17 protein-coding genes are annotated in these 14924 nt (G+C 55.7%); 10 read left to right on the top strand and 7 right to left on the bottom strand.

Translation table 11 applies throughout. The annotated features are described in order from the left end of the window. From CIK74_RS00700 to CIK74_RS00690, 3 genes are all read left to right on the top strand, one after another. The coding region (locus CIK74_RS00700) for a GNAT family N-acetyltransferase (RefSeq protein ID WP_096253789.1) at nucleotides 1-450 on the top strand (450 nt) is incomplete at its 5' end. 404 nt (nucleotides 451-854) lie between these two features. Beyond that, complete coding sequence (locus CIK74_RS00695) at nucleotides 855-1247, top strand: hypothetical protein (protein WP_096253788.1); 393 nt, start codon at nucleotides 855-857, stop codon at nucleotides 1245-1247. A gap of 240 nt (nucleotides 1248-1487) precedes the next feature. After that, nucleotides 1488-1874, top strand: coding sequence for a RidA family protein (locus CIK74_RS00690; RefSeq protein ID WP_096253787.1), 387 nt, complete (start codon nucleotides 1488-1490; stop codon nucleotides 1872-1874). A 69-nt stretch (nucleotides 1875-1943) separates the two neighbouring features. Here CIK74_RS00690 and CIK74_RS00685 read toward each other — a convergent pair whose 3' ends face one another. Next, on the bottom strand, nucleotides 1944-2411 hold the full coding sequence (locus tag CIK74_RS00685; RefSeq protein ID WP_096253786.1) for a VOC family protein: 468 nt from the start codon (nucleotides 2409-2411) through the stop codon (nucleotides 1944-1946). Here CIK74_RS00685 and CIK74_RS00680 point away from each other — a divergent pair. Beyond that, nucleotides 2362-2805 (top strand): MerR family transcriptional regulator, encoded by a 444-nt coding sequence (locus tag CIK74_RS00680; protein WP_343251913.1) that lies wholly within the window; start codon nucleotides 2362-2364, stop codon nucleotides 2803-2805. The genes CIK74_RS00685 and CIK74_RS00680 overlap by 50 nt on opposite strands. A gap of 114 nt (nucleotides 2806-2919) precedes the next feature. Here the strand turns inward: CIK74_RS00680 and CIK74_RS00675 are convergent, their stop codons facing one another. After that, the gene (locus tag CIK74_RS00675; protein WP_096253785.1) at nucleotides 2920-3483 is read right to left on the bottom strand and encodes a TetR/AcrR family transcriptional regulator; all 564 of its coding nucleotides are present in this window, start codon (nucleotides 3481-3483) and stop codon (nucleotides 2920-2922) included. After that, nucleotides 3476-4297 carry an alpha/beta hydrolase gene (locus CIK74_RS00670; protein ID WP_096253784.1) on the bottom strand — a complete coding sequence of 274 codons (822 nt, stop codon included), beginning with the start codon at nucleotides 4295-4297 and terminating at the stop codon, nucleotides 3476-3478. Before CIK74_RS00670 ends, CIK74_RS00675 begins: the two co-directional genes overlap by 8 nt. 202 nt (nucleotides 4298-4499) lie before the next feature. On the opposite strand from CIK74_RS00670, the gene CIK74_RS18875 reads away from it, so the two are divergent. From CIK74_RS18875 to CIK74_RS00655, 3 genes are all read left to right on the top strand, one after another. Next, complete coding sequence (locus CIK74_RS18875; RefSeq protein WP_096253783.1) at nucleotides 4500-4796, top strand: DUF4190 domain-containing protein; 297 nt, start codon at nucleotides 4500-4502, stop codon at nucleotides 4794-4796. A gap of 166 nt (nucleotides 4797-4962) precedes the next feature. Beyond that, the gene (locus CIK74_RS00660) at nucleotides 4963-5265 is read left to right on the top strand and encodes a hypothetical protein (RefSeq protein WP_096253782.1); all 303 of its coding nucleotides are present in this window, start codon (nucleotides 4963-4965) and stop codon (nucleotides 5263-5265) included. Nucleotides 5266-5388: 123 nt separating this feature from the next. Further along, nucleotides 5389-5886, top strand: a complete 498-nt coding sequence (locus tag CIK74_RS00655; RefSeq protein WP_205738216.1) for a GNAT family N-acetyltransferase — start codon at nucleotides 5389-5391, stop codon at nucleotides 5884-5886. Nucleotides 5887-5984: 98 nt separating this feature from the next. On the opposite strand, the gene CIK74_RS00650 is transcribed toward CIK74_RS00655, so the two are convergent. Then, entirely contained in the window at nucleotides 5985-6506 is a 522-nt protein-coding gene (locus CIK74_RS00650; RefSeq protein ID WP_141392820.1) for a hypothetical protein, read from the bottom strand. Between the two features lie 102 nt (nucleotides 6507-6608). Here CIK74_RS00650 and CIK74_RS18615 point away from each other — a divergent pair, with 102 nt between their 5' ends. Continuing rightward, nucleotides 6609-7238: a DUF1648 domain-containing protein gene (locus tag CIK74_RS18615; protein ID WP_096253780.1), complete on the top strand. Its 630-nt coding sequence runs from the start codon at nucleotides 6609-6611 to the stop codon at nucleotides 7236-7238. A 937-nt stretch (nucleotides 7239-8175) separates the two neighbouring features. Here the strand turns inward: CIK74_RS18615 and CIK74_RS00635 are convergent. Next, nucleotides 8176-11190, bottom strand: coding sequence for a Tn3 family transposase (locus CIK74_RS00635; RefSeq protein WP_096253790.1), 3015 nt, complete (start codon nucleotides 11188-11190; stop codon nucleotides 8176-8178). 33 nt (nucleotides 11191-11223) lie between these two features. Between CIK74_RS00635 and CIK74_RS00630 the strand changes: the two genes are divergently transcribed. Continuing rightward, the gene (locus tag CIK74_RS00630) at nucleotides 11224-11844 is read left to right on the top strand and encodes an isochorismatase family protein (RefSeq protein WP_096253778.1); all 621 of its coding nucleotides are present in this window, start codon (nucleotides 11224-11226) and stop codon (nucleotides 11842-11844) included. Here the strand turns inward: CIK74_RS00630 and CIK74_RS00625 are convergent. Continuing rightward, the gene (locus tag CIK74_RS00625) at nucleotides 11832-12866 is read right to left on the bottom strand and encodes an IS630-like element ISAar31 family transposase (RefSeq protein ID WP_096253777.1); all 1035 of its coding nucleotides are present in this window, start codon (nucleotides 12864-12866) and stop codon (nucleotides 11832-11834) included. The two genes, CIK74_RS00630 and CIK74_RS00625, sit on opposite strands and share 13 nt — an antisense overlap. A gap of 365 nt (nucleotides 12867-13231) precedes the next feature. Next, nucleotides 13232-13777: a DUF2127 domain-containing protein gene (locus CIK74_RS00615; protein ID WP_096253775.1), complete on the bottom strand. Its 546-nt coding sequence runs from the start codon at nucleotides 13775-13777 to the stop codon at nucleotides 13232-13234. Between the two features lie 66 nt (nucleotides 13778-13843). On the opposite strand from CIK74_RS00615, the gene CIK74_RS00610 reads away from it, so the two are divergent. Next, entirely contained in the window at nucleotides 13844-14833 is a 990-nt protein-coding gene (locus tag CIK74_RS00610; protein ID WP_096253774.1) for an alpha/beta hydrolase, read from the top strand. Nucleotides 14834-14924: the final 91 nt, after the last annotated feature.

The raw sequence follows: 14924 nt of genomic DNA, 5'->3' as shown, positions 1-14924 counted from the left end.
ACTCTTATTCCTGAAGAGCCAGATATCTGCCATGCAGAATCATCATCCTCGGCAGCACTAGCTGATGCGTATTTCGCAGCATACCCACCTGGCATTGCGGCCGGAACTCTTGAAGAAGCGCAATCCGAGATGGAAGAAACCTTCGCTCACGAGTATGGGCAGCTCCTCGAAAATGCTTCTTTTGTCGCAATGCAACAGGGAACGCCGATTGGGGCGATCTTTGTTGTCAAGGAGTCGATCTGGGATGAAGACTTACTCGGCCCATTCATCATCGATCTTTTTGTTGATCCTCGGCATCAGGGGCATGGACTGGGCCGCACCTTGATTACCGCTGCCATGTCTGCGTGTAAGAAGCATGGCGCGGACACGCTGAGTCTCCGGATCGGTGATGGAACTTCCGGTGCTGCGCTGGAGCTATATAAGCGACTCGGGTTCCTCGAATTGGCCTAACCGAATAGCGGTGGTGTCATGCGTCGGATAAACGAGGCATGACACCACCATAAGCTTCCATGCAGTGATTGCCTCAACATGCCCGGTCAAGGTTCCCCGTTCGGACGAAAATAGACGGTACAGACCACTCCGGGCATTCACTGCGGTCGTCGTCGAAAATGACAACATCATTTTCTTGCTGAAAATAACAAACCAGTAACTTTTAGAAAATTCGGTGGATCATTACGATCGCCCCCTCTAGGCTCATGCACATAGAGCGCGATATCCGACTAGGCCTCCTCGGCATCTGTCCTACCGGATTTCAGCCACAAATTGACCGCCACCATCCACGTCGTGGCCGTGGAGCGGCACAGTTGGGGAATCGTGCAAATTCTGAAGCATCCAGCCAAGGCAGGTTCAGCAGCATGAACACATCAAAGACCCTCACGGACAACCCTTCGAACGGTAACATGCCTCGGGAAAGTGCACAGTCGCATTCCGGCAAGCTCGGGCGCGCCGCCATCGTGGTCGCGCTGATCGCCCTGACAGTCACCTTGATGGCCCCCTACGTTGGAGAGAACGGCGCGAGGGAAGCGGTGGCCCGGGGCGATTTGGGTGACGTCTACACGGTTCAGATAGCAATCTGGTCCGCCATGGTCGCCCTTGACATCGCAGCCATCGTCATTGGATTCTTTGGCTCAAGACGGCCGGCCGGAAAAGTTCTCTCCGGAGCTGCGATCGGGATCGGCGCCAGCAGTCTACTGGGGCTGCTGGTGCACCTGATCCAGACAGGATTGATCACGATTCTTTTCACATGAGCCACCCGGGGGCGGCCCGGGTTGCCTGCGGGCTCCGAGGAGCAGACCAAGCGTCTCGTCCGTCCCGCAGAGCGTTCCTCTTACGGTCGTTCCTCTCGGGGACCGTCTTACGGGTCGATCTGGTCGGCACTTAAGAACCTCGATGCCAATCGACACACAGGATTGTTTCCTGATGCCCCGATGTAGTGTTGGACTATTCTTAACGCCCTCATATTCTTTTGAAAGTTGAATGAAATAACCATGGCGAAGCACCATTTCAGTCCAAACCTTCACCAGTCCACGGCCCCGTTTTCACATTTCGTACAACACGGTGACACAGGGTATACCGCAGGAATCATCGGCCAGCGTACGGATGACGGGACGCTCGTTTCGGACGATGTCGCTGAACAGTGCGAAGCCATGATGAAGAACCTGGAGACGCTGCTGGGCGAGATTGAATTGAACACATCGGACCTTCTGCGCACCACAATCTATTTGACGGACTACAAGGATTTTGCAGCCATCAACGCCGTCTATGCCAAGCATTTGGAAGCGCCGTACCCGGTTCGGACAACGATCCAGGTAGCGGCGCTTCCACTCGGCGCAAAGGTGCAGATCGACACGGTTCTTCGGCTTCAGAACGCATAGTTCCGCCGCGCCGCTGAAACTTCGACCCATGTTGCGGGGTGCGCCCCGAACTTAATCGAGTCCGGGGTGTTACCTGCTTGCTGCTGTTCCAAAGCCTTCGCGGTCGGTGCGCGTTGCGATGTCTTCCAATTCCTCGAACACGGTGATCTGTTGCCCGGCGGGGTCTTCTAGCCGTGCGTTCAGAGATCGCCAGGGCGTCTCGCGTGGTTCGGCAATAACGGTTGCTCCTGCCTCAGCAAGTTTGGTGGTGACGCCGTGCCCGTCCGTGACCTCAAAGGCAAGCCGGATACCGGGGCCTTGCCGTGAGCCGGTCTCGACCTGGTCGATCATCCGCTTCTGGGCCGGGTTTGAGATTTCGAGGGTGGCACGCCCAGCGTCCAGAATCGAAACCCTTGCGTCGCCATCGCCCTCAAACGCGGCTTGTTCAGGCAGGCCCAAGGTGTCGCGGTAGAAGGCGATCGCGGCGTCGAAGTCTTCGGCCTCGACGATGACGCGTAGTTGTAGGACAGGGGCAGTTTCAGGCTGTTGTGTAGTCATGCTCGATAGACTAGGACCTGACATCAATGTGAGGGGCAAGCGACCGATGAGAATTGGCCAATTATCCGAGGCAACCGGAGCGAGTCCACGGTCACTTCGCTATTACGAAGAACAACATCTCCTCGTTTCCACGCGATCTAGCAGCGGCCAACGCATATACACGGACGAAGCAGTGGAGCGCGTGGCACTCATCCGCGACCTTTTCCAAGCAGGGCTGTGCAGCTCGACCATTGCAGATATCTTGCCGTGCATGACCGATACAGCGTCCCAAACACCAATCCTCCGAGCGCGCTTGATCAGCGAACGTGCCAGAATCTCAGATCAAATAGAAGCCATGGGAAAGACCCTGAAAGCCATGGATTCAGTCCTCGGAAACCTGCCCCTCGACGCCTGACCTAAAAATCCAGAAGTCACATTCCAGTCGACGGCAACGCGTCCCGTAGAGGGTTCCCCCATGGATAGGCAGTCGCGATTCCATCGCTACCCCTTAACCCCTTATGTACAAGCATCACCGAGACCAAGTGTCCAGGGCGACGACGACGCTCTCCGTCAGTCTGGCGAAGCTGCGCTCCAGGTCCACAGGAAGCTCGAATGCCCCGCGCGTTTCAAGATCAACGAAGCCATGGAGCGAGGACCGAAGGAATCGTGTGGCATCCACAGCGTCGTCCCCGAGGAGCCCGTAGCCCTCGAGGACGTTGAAAACGACGTCAGAGATTGACGATGAGACACTAGCGTCATCGTCGTCGCCGGAAGCGGGCGCATGTACCGTCATCGGGTACTGTCCGGGATGTTGCAGTGCCCAACGACGATAAGCAAGCGCCAGCGCCCTGATGGCATCGTCTCGGGAGCGTCCGATGGCAGATTGTCCGAGGACGTGGGCCAGACTCGTTTTGGCACGGAGCATGATGTCGCGTTGCAGGCCTGGCATTCCGTCGATGTGCTTGTAGAGGGATGGGGTCCGCACACCTAGGCTCTCTGCCAGGACGGAAAGGCTCAATCCGTCTAGGCTACGGTCGAGAATCAGCGCCGCCCGCTCGACGACTATCGTTCTGTTCAGTCCGGGCCTAGACATGATTGGTTAGCGCGCTGAGGAACTTGATAATAGCGGTCGAGGTAATCCCTGGTTGCTGCGATTGGGGATAGTGGCCGGCCTCGGGAATGATGACGGCAGATCCGTGAAGTGTGTGCGCGATCCAGTCTGCTTCGGCCGTGGGGTCCTTGAAGTCCGGGTCTTTCTCTCCCATGAGGACAAGTGTCGGCGAATCCACCGCGGCTAGGCATTCGCCTGCCCGTAGGTGGTCGGTGCGCGTGGTGAGGCAGAAGGCCCTTCTGTAGCCGGGTCGTTTCATGCTCTTGATTGCTGCCTGGCGGTATTCGGCGAAGTCCGCGGGCTTGGTGCCGGCGTAGAGGGTAGGCAGATAAGCTTTCCAGGCCGCTGGTGCCCAGGGACGAGCCATCATGATCCGGAAGAGGAGGTTCTCGAAGGCGTTCGTGGATGGTTGGCGAACGAAGGGGCCGATCAGAACGAGTCCACTGATGAGCTCGGGGTGCTCAGCCGCAACGATTACTGCCGCACCTGCAGCCATCGAGTTGCCGACAACGATGGCGGGACCACCCAGTTTCCGTAGCAACCCCTCGATATCCTCGGCCGTGTCGACGTCGCCGTAGCTAGGGAACGAGGCATCGCTGTCCCCGTGTCCTCGCAGGTCCGTTGTGGCAACGGTGTATCCGGCGGCAACAAGCGCTGGGGTTAGGAAGCGGTATGTAGACCGCAGTTCGCCCATTCCCGGAACAAGCAGGATGAGCGGCCCTGCGCCTTGGATGTCGTAGGCAATTTTCCCCTGCGTTGGGAGCTGCAAGTATTTCGTTACGAGTCGCGATGTCATAAGGCTAATCTACTTAGCTGAAAAGATAAGTGCAATAGCCTTGAAGTTGTTGCGATGCCCCTTGCTCGGCGAAGCCTGGTGCTTCTACGCTTTGTCGTGAAATATGTGGAGCCCGAGTGTCCCACTGAACGTTCCTCTTGTGGCGATTCGAGCTAGGCTCATGCATAAACACGAACCGAACACCGAGACACGGAGGAACGTAATGCCTACCCATGAAGAAGCGATTCATACAGACGTGGAGAGCCTAAACAAGCTATCGGTGGCGTCCTTGATGTTGTCCGTGGTGGCACTCGTAGGCCTTTGGTTCTTAGGACTTTCAGGATTGGCAATCTTTGCCGTAGGTGCTGGGCATGTTGCATTGAACCAGATTGCGCATTCCGGTGGGAAGGGGCGCTGGCTGGCTATTTTCGCGTTGGTAATCGGGTATGGGATTGGTGTACTCGCGTTGGTCTCTGTCGCCACCGCAATTCCAGCGATAATCCAATCGTATGTAGTTTAGCGGCGCTGCCCATCTCAAGGTCGAAGGACAGGACCGAAATAACTGCTCAGTTGACCAATTAATATCGGGGACCACCGAAATAAGGTTCGGATGCCCCGTATAGGGTTCCTCAATTGAAGTGCGTGGGTCTCTGATGAATGCCGGGCCACGCACGTAGAGTGTGCTCATGGGCACGAAAAACATGAAGGTTACTGGTGTTGACCCACGATATGTCAACGAGGAAGAGCACCACCCCGTATATCGGGTGGATTTCTGGGACGAAACCCGCGCCAGCGACGAGAACCGTCTGGAGAATGCGGAAAGCATAGACGACGTGCTTGCATGGGCAGAAGCTAACCGGCGCGGTCGCTACGTCGTGATCTGGGTCGAGTACATCTATGAAGGCGGAATCGGCATGGCTCGGCTCCACGGGTGGGAACCAACAGGGGCGGGCTCGCCTTCTGCCAGTGACCCCTATTTCCGGCAGTAATGCAGGCACGGTCTTCCGAATACGGAGAACAAAACGCGTTCCATGCCATTAAAATGGCCGCTAAGCTTTCCCCCCTCCGGAACGACTTGTAGGACGGAAGGCGTTGAAGTGCCGTGTGCTTTAATGGCTTTCATGATCCGCGCTGCACAGGTCGATGATGTTCGCTTGCTCCCNNCTGTCTTCGTCGGCGAAGGCATGGCATCAATTGCCGACGGTGAAACGATGCCCATTCATGATTTCCTTCGGTATCAAAGTCAGGGTAGAGCATGGGTGTACACAGATAATTTCGATCAGCCCATTGCCTACCTTCTTCTGGATCTAATAGACGACGTTGCTCATATAGAGCAAGTCTCAGTACATCCGACTCATGCGGGCCTCCGGATAGGCCGCCAGCTCATCGAGATGGCAGCAAAATGGGCGAGGCAACAGGGTTATGCCGCGCTGACGCTAACCACCTTTGCCGAAGTTCCCTGGAACGCGCCCTACTATGCTCGTTTGGGCTTTGATATTGTTCCGACGAGTCAGCTGTCCCCAGGTCTGAGGAGAATCCGAAAGCATGAGGCCTCCATTGGATTAGATCAGTGGCCTCGTGTTGCCATGCGATGTCCGCTCGTTGGTTGATTCCGCGCCAAACTCGCAACACTCTGTCCCGATGAGGGTTCGGTTTACGGGACCGGCAATTTCCACGCAGGCGCTCCTTGCAGTATTCCTGCGATTGATTATCTGGATATTGCGTCGGCCTCCGCAATGGCGGCTACTGACGTATCATTCACGCTCAGCATCACGCTGCTGTCCCGGCGATCAAAGAGGTGCATGGTGATCGTCCAGCCGTTGGAATTCCAAATGCAGGGAAGTACTTTAGTGCCGTCCCATGGATGCTCTGGTATTCCGAAGAGCTCGGTGAGTCGCATCCTTAGTTCGCTGAATCCACTTTGCGTAGCCGGGTCGCAGGATTCTTGAGTGCTGTAGAGATGGACGGTTACACCTAGAAACTGTCCGTTGTACGTGTCCCAGGTACTGAGAGGTTGTCCATCTAGGCCCATATCCAGCTCAGTTATCTGGTGTGGCGATTCATCATTCTCTAGCTCAGCCCGATCTCCAGATTTGAATCCAAGGCGAGCAAAGAGATTTTCGCGTTCTTCATCGCACCGTGGCCAAGGCTCGTCGACCAATTTCCTAACGAGTTCCAATACAGTGCCGGGCACCGGATTCAATTCCGATAAAGAAGAAGTCTCAGGCATATTGTGAGCTTACCTCGCAAAAAGTGAGACATTGCCGTTGGAGGTTCCCTTGTGAATTACCTCGAAAAGCCGACTAGGACTACCCCTTGTTAAGACGATTCCATGATGATGGTCGCGAATTTCGCTCGCTGGAGCGCTTGCGAGATACTTATGGCACCGTGGAACGGCGCAATTCAAGAAAATTTCGAAATGGGGAAACAGCCAGCGATGAGTATGACCGTACCGATCCGACCTCCTCGTACATATTCCACCGGACAGTTCATTCGATTTATACGCGTTGTGTCCCTCTTTGGAGCAGTCCTGACTTCTGCGTGGGTTCTATCGCAGTATCCTTCGATGCCAGATATCGTACCTACGCATTTCGACCTCATGGGCAAGCCTGATAACCATGGGGAAAAATCAAGCGCTCTTTGGGTTTCTGGTGTCATGGTCGTGATGATGGTTCTCATTACTTGGGTCTCGACCAAGCCCGGATCGCTTAACTACCCCAATGCAATAACTGAGGAGAACGCACAGTCCATTTATCGTGAAGGTGAACGCATGATGGTTTTCCTCGCAGCCGACCTGCTTCTCCTCTATCTGGGCATCGCGTTATCTTGGTCAAATGTCAACGGCGCTGGTCTAGTCATCATCGGAATGATCGGCTTATTCGTTGTACTAGTAGTTAGCATTGTGCGCATAATCAGTGCAGGACGAAAGGCCCCGGAGCCATCCGGAAACTCCGCTAATTAACGCAAGGTTCCGAAGGGTTGCCGAGTCAGAGTTTTGACCAGTTTGGCTTCTGCGCGAGGGTGGTCGCAAGCCGCCACTGAGCGCTGTGATTTAACCGCCATGCTCAGCTATTAGTCACCACGCATTGATAGATCCATCGCCGGGCGTGAAAAGTGTCCCGTATAGGGTTCCTTGAAAGAGAATCGCAACGACGTTGCGGCCATCTGGAAATTCTTGCGGGCAGAAGTGCCGGTAACGCGAGTGTGGAGTATCCGTCGATGGATAAACTTGTGTCGTGACCATGCGCAGATACAGTGAAGTCGATGTTTTTTCCCCGGCACCCAATCCGAGCTATGGCGCCACCAAGTGATGGGACTCTACAACGTCATAGAGAATTACAACGCCCTGATCCGGAGTAACTAGTGCATACATTCATTGGCATCAAGGGTGCCCCGTTTCTGTCGATAGCAGCAGTAAACGTGCTGCTAGGGATACCCGGTGTGGTTTTCTACTGGATCATATATTTCCTCATGGCTACGTGGCCGCTGGCTCACCTGGGGATAACAGTAGGGGACGCAACCGAGGATGATGGCTTCCTCTCTGCGCTAGTTATTTGTAGCCCCATACTGCTAGCTTGCCTCATTCTGTGGATCCTAGTGAACAGGCACTATGTCGACAAGGAGGGCTCCCACCGTTTCTTGAAATGGGCGTGTGCGTTTGCCTGCACCTTAGTTCCGACTTTGATCCTAATTTCCTACAGTTACGTTTGCTGATTTCATGGGTTCAGGCCCGCCGCTAGGCAGAAACCAATGTCCCTTGACAAAAAAATTTGGGCCGTCTGCATCGGCAATACTTGATTGGCCAATTGGGTGATGCCAGAAAGCACTGGTCCCGTCACAGTACTCCCGCAGAGCGTTCCCCTCGCGGGCCGGTAGATGTCAGCACTGTATTGCTTCGTTCAGGCTTCCCGGTCCTCGTCGGGGTTCCTGAAAGGTCGAAGTTGCGTGCCGGTGGAGTCCGCGGCGAAAGAGTAGCGACCCAGCATGTTGATGTGTTCCGAGACCAGCGGCGACAGTCGTTGTACGTCCTCGTCGGCAACGGGGACGCCGCGGTCGCGGAGTTCGGTGAGCGCGGCGTCCAGGTAGCGGGTGTTCCACAAGATGACCGCGTTCAGCACCAGACCGAGTGCGCCAAGTTGGTCTTCCTGGCCCTCCCGGTAGGACTGGCGTATCTGGCCTCTCCTGCCATGAAAGACGAGTCTGGCCAGCGCATGTCTGGATTCCTGCACAGTCAACTGGGTGTGGATTTGCCGACGATAACCCTCGTCGGCATCGATGAAGTCCAGCAGATGCTCGGTCTTGGCTATTCTGCCGTACTCCGCCAACGCCTTTCCGAGCAGAGTTGGTGTCCCACCGCCCTGGGTGACCCGCAGGATTTCCGAGGCGCGCACCGTCCCGGCGGTCAAGGACCCGGCAAGGCGAAGCATGTCCGGCCAGTTCGCCGTAATGAGCTCCATGTTGATTCGGTTGCGGCCGGCCACCGCGTTCAGCTTCCCATAGTCCGCCGTGGCGTCGACGCGCCAGAACCGTTGGTCCGGTAACCCTGCCAGGCGGGGTGAGAACCGGTATCCGAGCAGGGTGAAGAGCCCGAAAACCTGGTCCGAGTAGGAGGCCGTATCGGTGGCGACCATTTCGGGGCGTTGGCCGCCATCAAGATCGAGCAGCCCATCCAAAATATGCAGGGAATCGCGGACCGTTCCCGGGACCACGACGGCACCCAGCCCGGAGACCTGGTCGTTGAGATAGTTCAGCCAAGTCAATCCACGACCGTGGCCAAAGTACCGGGGATTTGCCCCGGAATTGACGGTGGCCACCGGCACCACGAACCGCATTCCGTCGACTGACGCCAACAAGCCTGTGCCCCAGCGTTGCGCGAGTCCCAGACCGGACTGGGCCTGGATTAGACGGGCGTTGGCCGCGCGAAGCGTATCGGCGCGTACATAGTTTTGATCTACGTGCGTCAGGCGTCCCCGAGTCAGTGCGGGGTGGCCTTCCTTGACCACCGGTGTCAGGCCGACGTTGCATGCCTCGGCAACCAGGATGGCGGCGACCGAAACGCTGAGCTGGCCCATCCTTGCGGAGGCCTCCGAGACGTGGCTGAATTCCGAGAGGAACCCCGTCCAGGAATGCACTTCCAGCAGCACATCGGGCAGGTCCACCCGCGGCAGCATCCCGGAGACCAACCTCCGCAACTGCGTCAGTGACTCCGGTATCGTCTTGGCCTCCAAAGGTGAGAGGTGGACTTTGCCGGAATCATCAATGCGTATCGCGGGATTGTCGGCCAGTTGCTCGGCCGCCGCAAGATAACGGGCATCAAGGCGGTGGCGAACATCGGCCAGGTGGTCCGCTGGCTCTTCCGGCAGCTGGAGCGCCCTCAAGGTCTCAGTCTTGGGTTTCTGCCACGCCGGATCGGTGAGCAACCGCGCCCGGGGATCTCCCCAGCGACGCCCACCCACCACGAAAATGTCCCTACGCCGCAGCGCCTTATGGACGGCCTCCATCACCGCCACCGTATAGGCCTTGCGGTCGATCTCCTCCGCAACCGTGACAAGACGCTGCCAAGCCGGCGAGAGCACGGACAGATCAACCTCGGCCGGGTCCTTTTTGCGGCCGTCCAGAACTTCCGGCAGCGCCGTCAGCGCCGCCAACGTTGGCGTCCCGCCCGCGGTGGCCCCGAAGGGTGCCGCCGCGGCCAACGCCGGCAGGAACGAGCGCACGGTGGCGAACCGGCGCATCATCTCGGTTGCAGTGTCCGCCCCGGTTCCGTCGGGATTCACCACTTCGTTCACCACCTCCAGCGCGGCGCGTATCTCGGGCAAGGAAACCTGATCGGCCAGCACCGAGGCGGCCTCTGCGCCGGAATACTCCGTGTTGTCCAACACCTCGACCAGTGTTTTCGCGGCCTTCGCCAATTGCAGTGAGGCCTTGGACAAGCGTGGCAGGGATTTCAACCGGGCGGCACTGGATTCCCTGGCTGCCTTGCGAAGAACGCGTTCGGTGACAATGGCGTCCAAGGCATCACACAAATCATCGGCAACTTCTGACGTCAAGGCGCGCACGGCACAGAGCAGTGTCGCACCCCGCCGCTGGTCTGATAGTTCTCGAAGCGATGAGGTCTTGCCCGCCAACCCGTAGCGGGCTAGGGCATTCATCCGACCCTCGGGGATCATCTCCACATCGATGGTCCCGTCACCCAGGGCCCGCAAGCGACCCAGCCGCTCCAACTGCCGCAACAACTCTGGCACCGATACCCTCGAGGGCCCGGTCCGCAATCTTTCCCACGCGGTCAGCCGTGATGCCTCCCCAACGCGAAGCAGGCCTTCCAATTCCAGGATCAAGGCGGGGCCGGCCGCGTCAACCAGCATGGAATGGAGGCGGTCATTTGCTCCGGCACGGACCTCTATAACCAGTCGTGTCAACGTAGAGACGCCGGGGAGAAGGACCTTGCGTTCACGCAGCCAGAGCACCGTCCGTTCAAACAGACGCACCGGTCCCTCCGACGACGTCCAGGCCCGGGCCTCCAGGAACAGCCTCAGCTCCGCGTGGCTGGCCGGATCGGAGAAATCCGCATACCCGTACACGATGGAAATTTCCGCGGCATGCTCATACCCGGTCTGGACCCGCTGCGCATACAGCTTGAGCACGGAAGCATCCGCAATATCCAACTGCCCGGCCAGGAATTCCACCACCGGCCACGGAACAGCCAATGGATCCGTCAGGAACCGTCCTGCCACCCGCACCGTGATCAGTTGGACAGCAAATCCCAGGCGATTGTGCATTCCCCGACGGCGACCAACTACCGACAGGTCTGCATCGTCCAACCAACAGAAACGTTCCAGGTCCTCCGCCGATACCTCGTCGGGGAATCCGCCGAACCCTGCTGCCTGCTCATCACTTAGAAAATCGACCGCCATGGAACCCATTCAACAGGCCTCAGACTCTTTAGCGTGAATTTCCGGGCGCTTCTTCCCCAGACCCCAGTTCCGGGCATGAGCAAAAGCGCGACATCGATCATAAGCAAAGTATATGGCGATAAACCATCGGACATTGTCAAAACTGTCACTCACTGTGCACCGACCATGTCAGGCAAATTATTAAACATGGACAACACAGACTTTTTTCAGGCGACGTCTACGTCGTTTTCCTCCGAGAAATTTTCGCAGAGCAGCTGCCCCGACGCTGCGTTAATCATCATCGATGTACAACGAACTTTCGATGATGAATTATTTTGGGGCATCCGGGACAACCCGCATGCTGAAGAGCATATTCAGGAACTTATCCAGAAGTGGGAACAACTGAACATGCCAATAGTCATGGTTACCCATAGTTCAGATCGTCTCGAATCAACTTTTCATCCGGTTCATGACAGTTCAAAACTGAAAGGATTTCTCGATTCCGTGCAACCAACTATTTCGATCACCAAGACGGTGAACTCTGCGTTTTATGGAACACCCGACCTAGCCGAGTGGCTCGAAAAGGAGAATATTCGGCAGGTCGTACTGTGCGGAATTCAAACAAATATGGCTCTCTTATTTCAAAAACGGTCGGCCAACCCTCAAATCTTGTAATCAAACGACCGCGACCGGGTATGCGCCTCAAACGCCGTCACCGTCGACTCAAAATCATCCCGCTGAACATTGCTAATCGCGTTCTTCGCATCATTCCACACATGCTCAATCGGATTATGATCCGGAGCATACGGCGGAAAATTGATCAAATGAACATCCCGTAACGACTGCCCCAGGCCCAGTTCAGCACGCAGCAACTGATTCTTATGCCACGTCGCGTTATCCCACACAATCACGATCTTCTTCCCCGGATGCAACCCCACCAAGGTTTGCACCGCCTCTAAGATCGTGGCGCTATTCTGCCAATCCAACCTCAACGTCAAACACTGCCCAGTGTTCTGATCCAAGAACCCAATAAACGACTGCGAAGCCTTCTGCCGGTCCACCTGCAACACCGTTTTCGTATTCTTCTCATACCAAGCCCGCCGCACCACAGCTTCCTGATCAATACGTACCTCGTCCGCAGCGAACACCAACGTATCCTCATCAGCCAACGGAACCGCGAGTTCTTCCCGGATCTCTTTGATTCGCTGGTCAATGAGCTTGTCATCGGCTCGCCGCCGGTCAAACTTCTCCGGCTTATGAAAAGACAACCCCGCCATACGCAACAAGAACTGATACGACGTGGGCGAAGCATACTCAACGTTGAACGTAGTCGATAACCAGCGATCTAGTTTAGGAACATCCCAGAACTGCGCCGGCAAATACTCATCACCCGGCGGCTGGGAAAGCACCTGTTCCACGGCTTCTTTTTGCTCCGCGGTCAAGAAGCTTCGATTCAGATTTCCCGCGTGACCAGTGAACAAGGACGCCATGCGCTGCGTGCACCAGTCTCGGACCCAGTCCTCCAACGTGGAAGGTTCACGGTCCACGAAGTCAGCAACAATCACCGGATCAACACCAGCAGACAGCAGTAGTAAAGCTTCTGCTTTCTTCACCACGAGCTTGTGTGGTGCGGTGTTTTTGTAGTCTTTGAGCTGTTGGCGTTCTTTATCGGTGACCTCGGGGTTTCGCATACCCAAAAATTAACATTCTCTGGTCGGCGTTAGAGGATTAACGCGCCGGTCGGGTTTAGGTTATCGAATCCGATTTTGAACTGTGCCCGCCATATGTGCGTCGAAACGACCGCGCGTATGTCCGGAAATCTTGGGTTTCACACCACAGTGGCATTTGATGCTTGCCATACATTCAGTTTGAAAGACGCTGACGGAAAGATGGTGGACGCTGCATCACTCGCCCGTATCAGTGCAATAAATCTTGCACGTGGGGACTTCGCAAGAGTCACATCAACGGAAGAATTCTGAAGGAACTGGCAAACCGGTAATCACGAATAGTTGGTGGTTTGCTTGGCAGGCCATTGATCCCAGCTGATCCGTGGGTTGAACGGCTATTTTCCTGAGATTGGCTTCCGAGATTTGTGCATCCTGTACTCATACCAAGTCAGCCAGAGGATCAACAGGTCAAAGACGGTTAGAAGCGCCATGCCTAGGCTAAATTTTACGACAAGCTGATAGACCTGATAGCCAATAAAAATTAGTAAGAATGCCATCATCCATGGGTACGCCCAGAGGAAATTTCGAAGCACCGCCCAAACCAAAATAACTTTCACGAACCCATGCAGAAGCAAGTAGATAGCACCAAACAAGGAAGCTGAGAGTGTCAGTCCGTGAGCCGCGATAATTAGAGCGTTGGCTACAAGGTCTTGAGGATCCTCAGAAAGTTCGTGCTGGGTGAGAATCCGGACAAGGGTGCCAATTTGGTTCGGTGGAACCAGCAACAAAAGCCCGCCGCCTATTAGCTCGAGTAAACCGTCAAGTCCCTTCAGATACAAGGTCACGCGAAAGATGCGGTTGAGAGCACTTCCTTTGGTTTCTCCGACACTATTCACGACGTCTCCAGGCGAGAGGAATACTTCTAATTTGGATTCTGGCACACAGCGGTGTCATTAGAGAATTGAGTGAAGTGTTGCGTTTTCTTCACGAGGTAAGCTTTTGATCCAATGGAAAGATATCCCGAAGAGCAATTGACCAAGGCAGCAACCCGAAATGGCCATGTGGCAGACACGGGACTTCAGCAATGGCTGTCCACGGTGCGCTCGGTACCTGAAACTGCAACGTCCCCAGACTTGGAAAGTTTACGGTTGCCGCGTTCACGCGGGCCAGGTCCCGATCTGTATTCCGTGCGGAACTTTCAAATCCCGAGCCAAAAGGCAATTCCGGTTCGGTATTACCAGACGAGGGAGCAGTCGCGGCCATTGGTGGTTTATGTTCATGGCGGTGCATTTACTTTTGGTGATCTCGAATCGCACGACCGAACATGTCGGCGACTAGCAGTACACGGTGATGTCAACGTGATGGCAGTAGATTTTAGGTTGGCACCCGAGCATCCTGCCCCTGCAGCAATTGAAGACGTGGTTGATGTTTTGCGTTGGGCATCAAATGAGCAAAGTCAGATAAATCAGCCAACCATACCGGTGGCTCTTGCCGGCGATAGCTCTGGTGGACTCATTGCCGCCTTAGCAGCGAATGAGTACATTTCAACCGGGGGCCATGTATCCGCAGTGCTACTTGCCTGCCCGAATACTGACCTAACGTTGAGCAGTCCCAGTATACGGAGCAAAGGACAGGGTTGGGGTCTTAGCAGTGCAGACTTGCGGTGGTTCATCCAACAGTGGGTTCAGGATCTGGAACCAGAAACGCTAGAGAAATATAGTCCACTGCACGTAGAACTAAGAGCGCTACCCACAACAATGATTGCGATTGCAGAACATGATCCGCTACATGATGAAGGGGCAGAGTTAGCCAAGAAACTGAACCTGCTTGGAGTAGACGTTCAATTACTAGACCATGAGGGCCTAGTGCATGGGTTCTTGAGCCTAGACGAAGTGTCGACTGCAGCTGAAGTGGCAGGCACCAAAATGTTCACGCTTTTTGGACAGGTTTTACACGACCAGTTATCTCGATCGTTGCCCCGAAATAGGGGGCGCTAGATATGGTGGCGTTCACTCACGCAACTATCGCATGCGCGAAGCTGCACGGCCCCAGGAGCAAAATCATCTCTCAGGCAATCCGCTTTAAACC

The sequence above is a fragment of the Glutamicibacter sp. BW77 genome, assembly GCF_002332285.1.
Lineage (GTDB): Bacteria > Actinomycetota > Actinomycetes > Actinomycetales > Micrococcaceae > Glutamicibacter > Glutamicibacter bergerei.
This window is presented reverse-complemented; position numbering and strand designations above follow the sequence as displayed.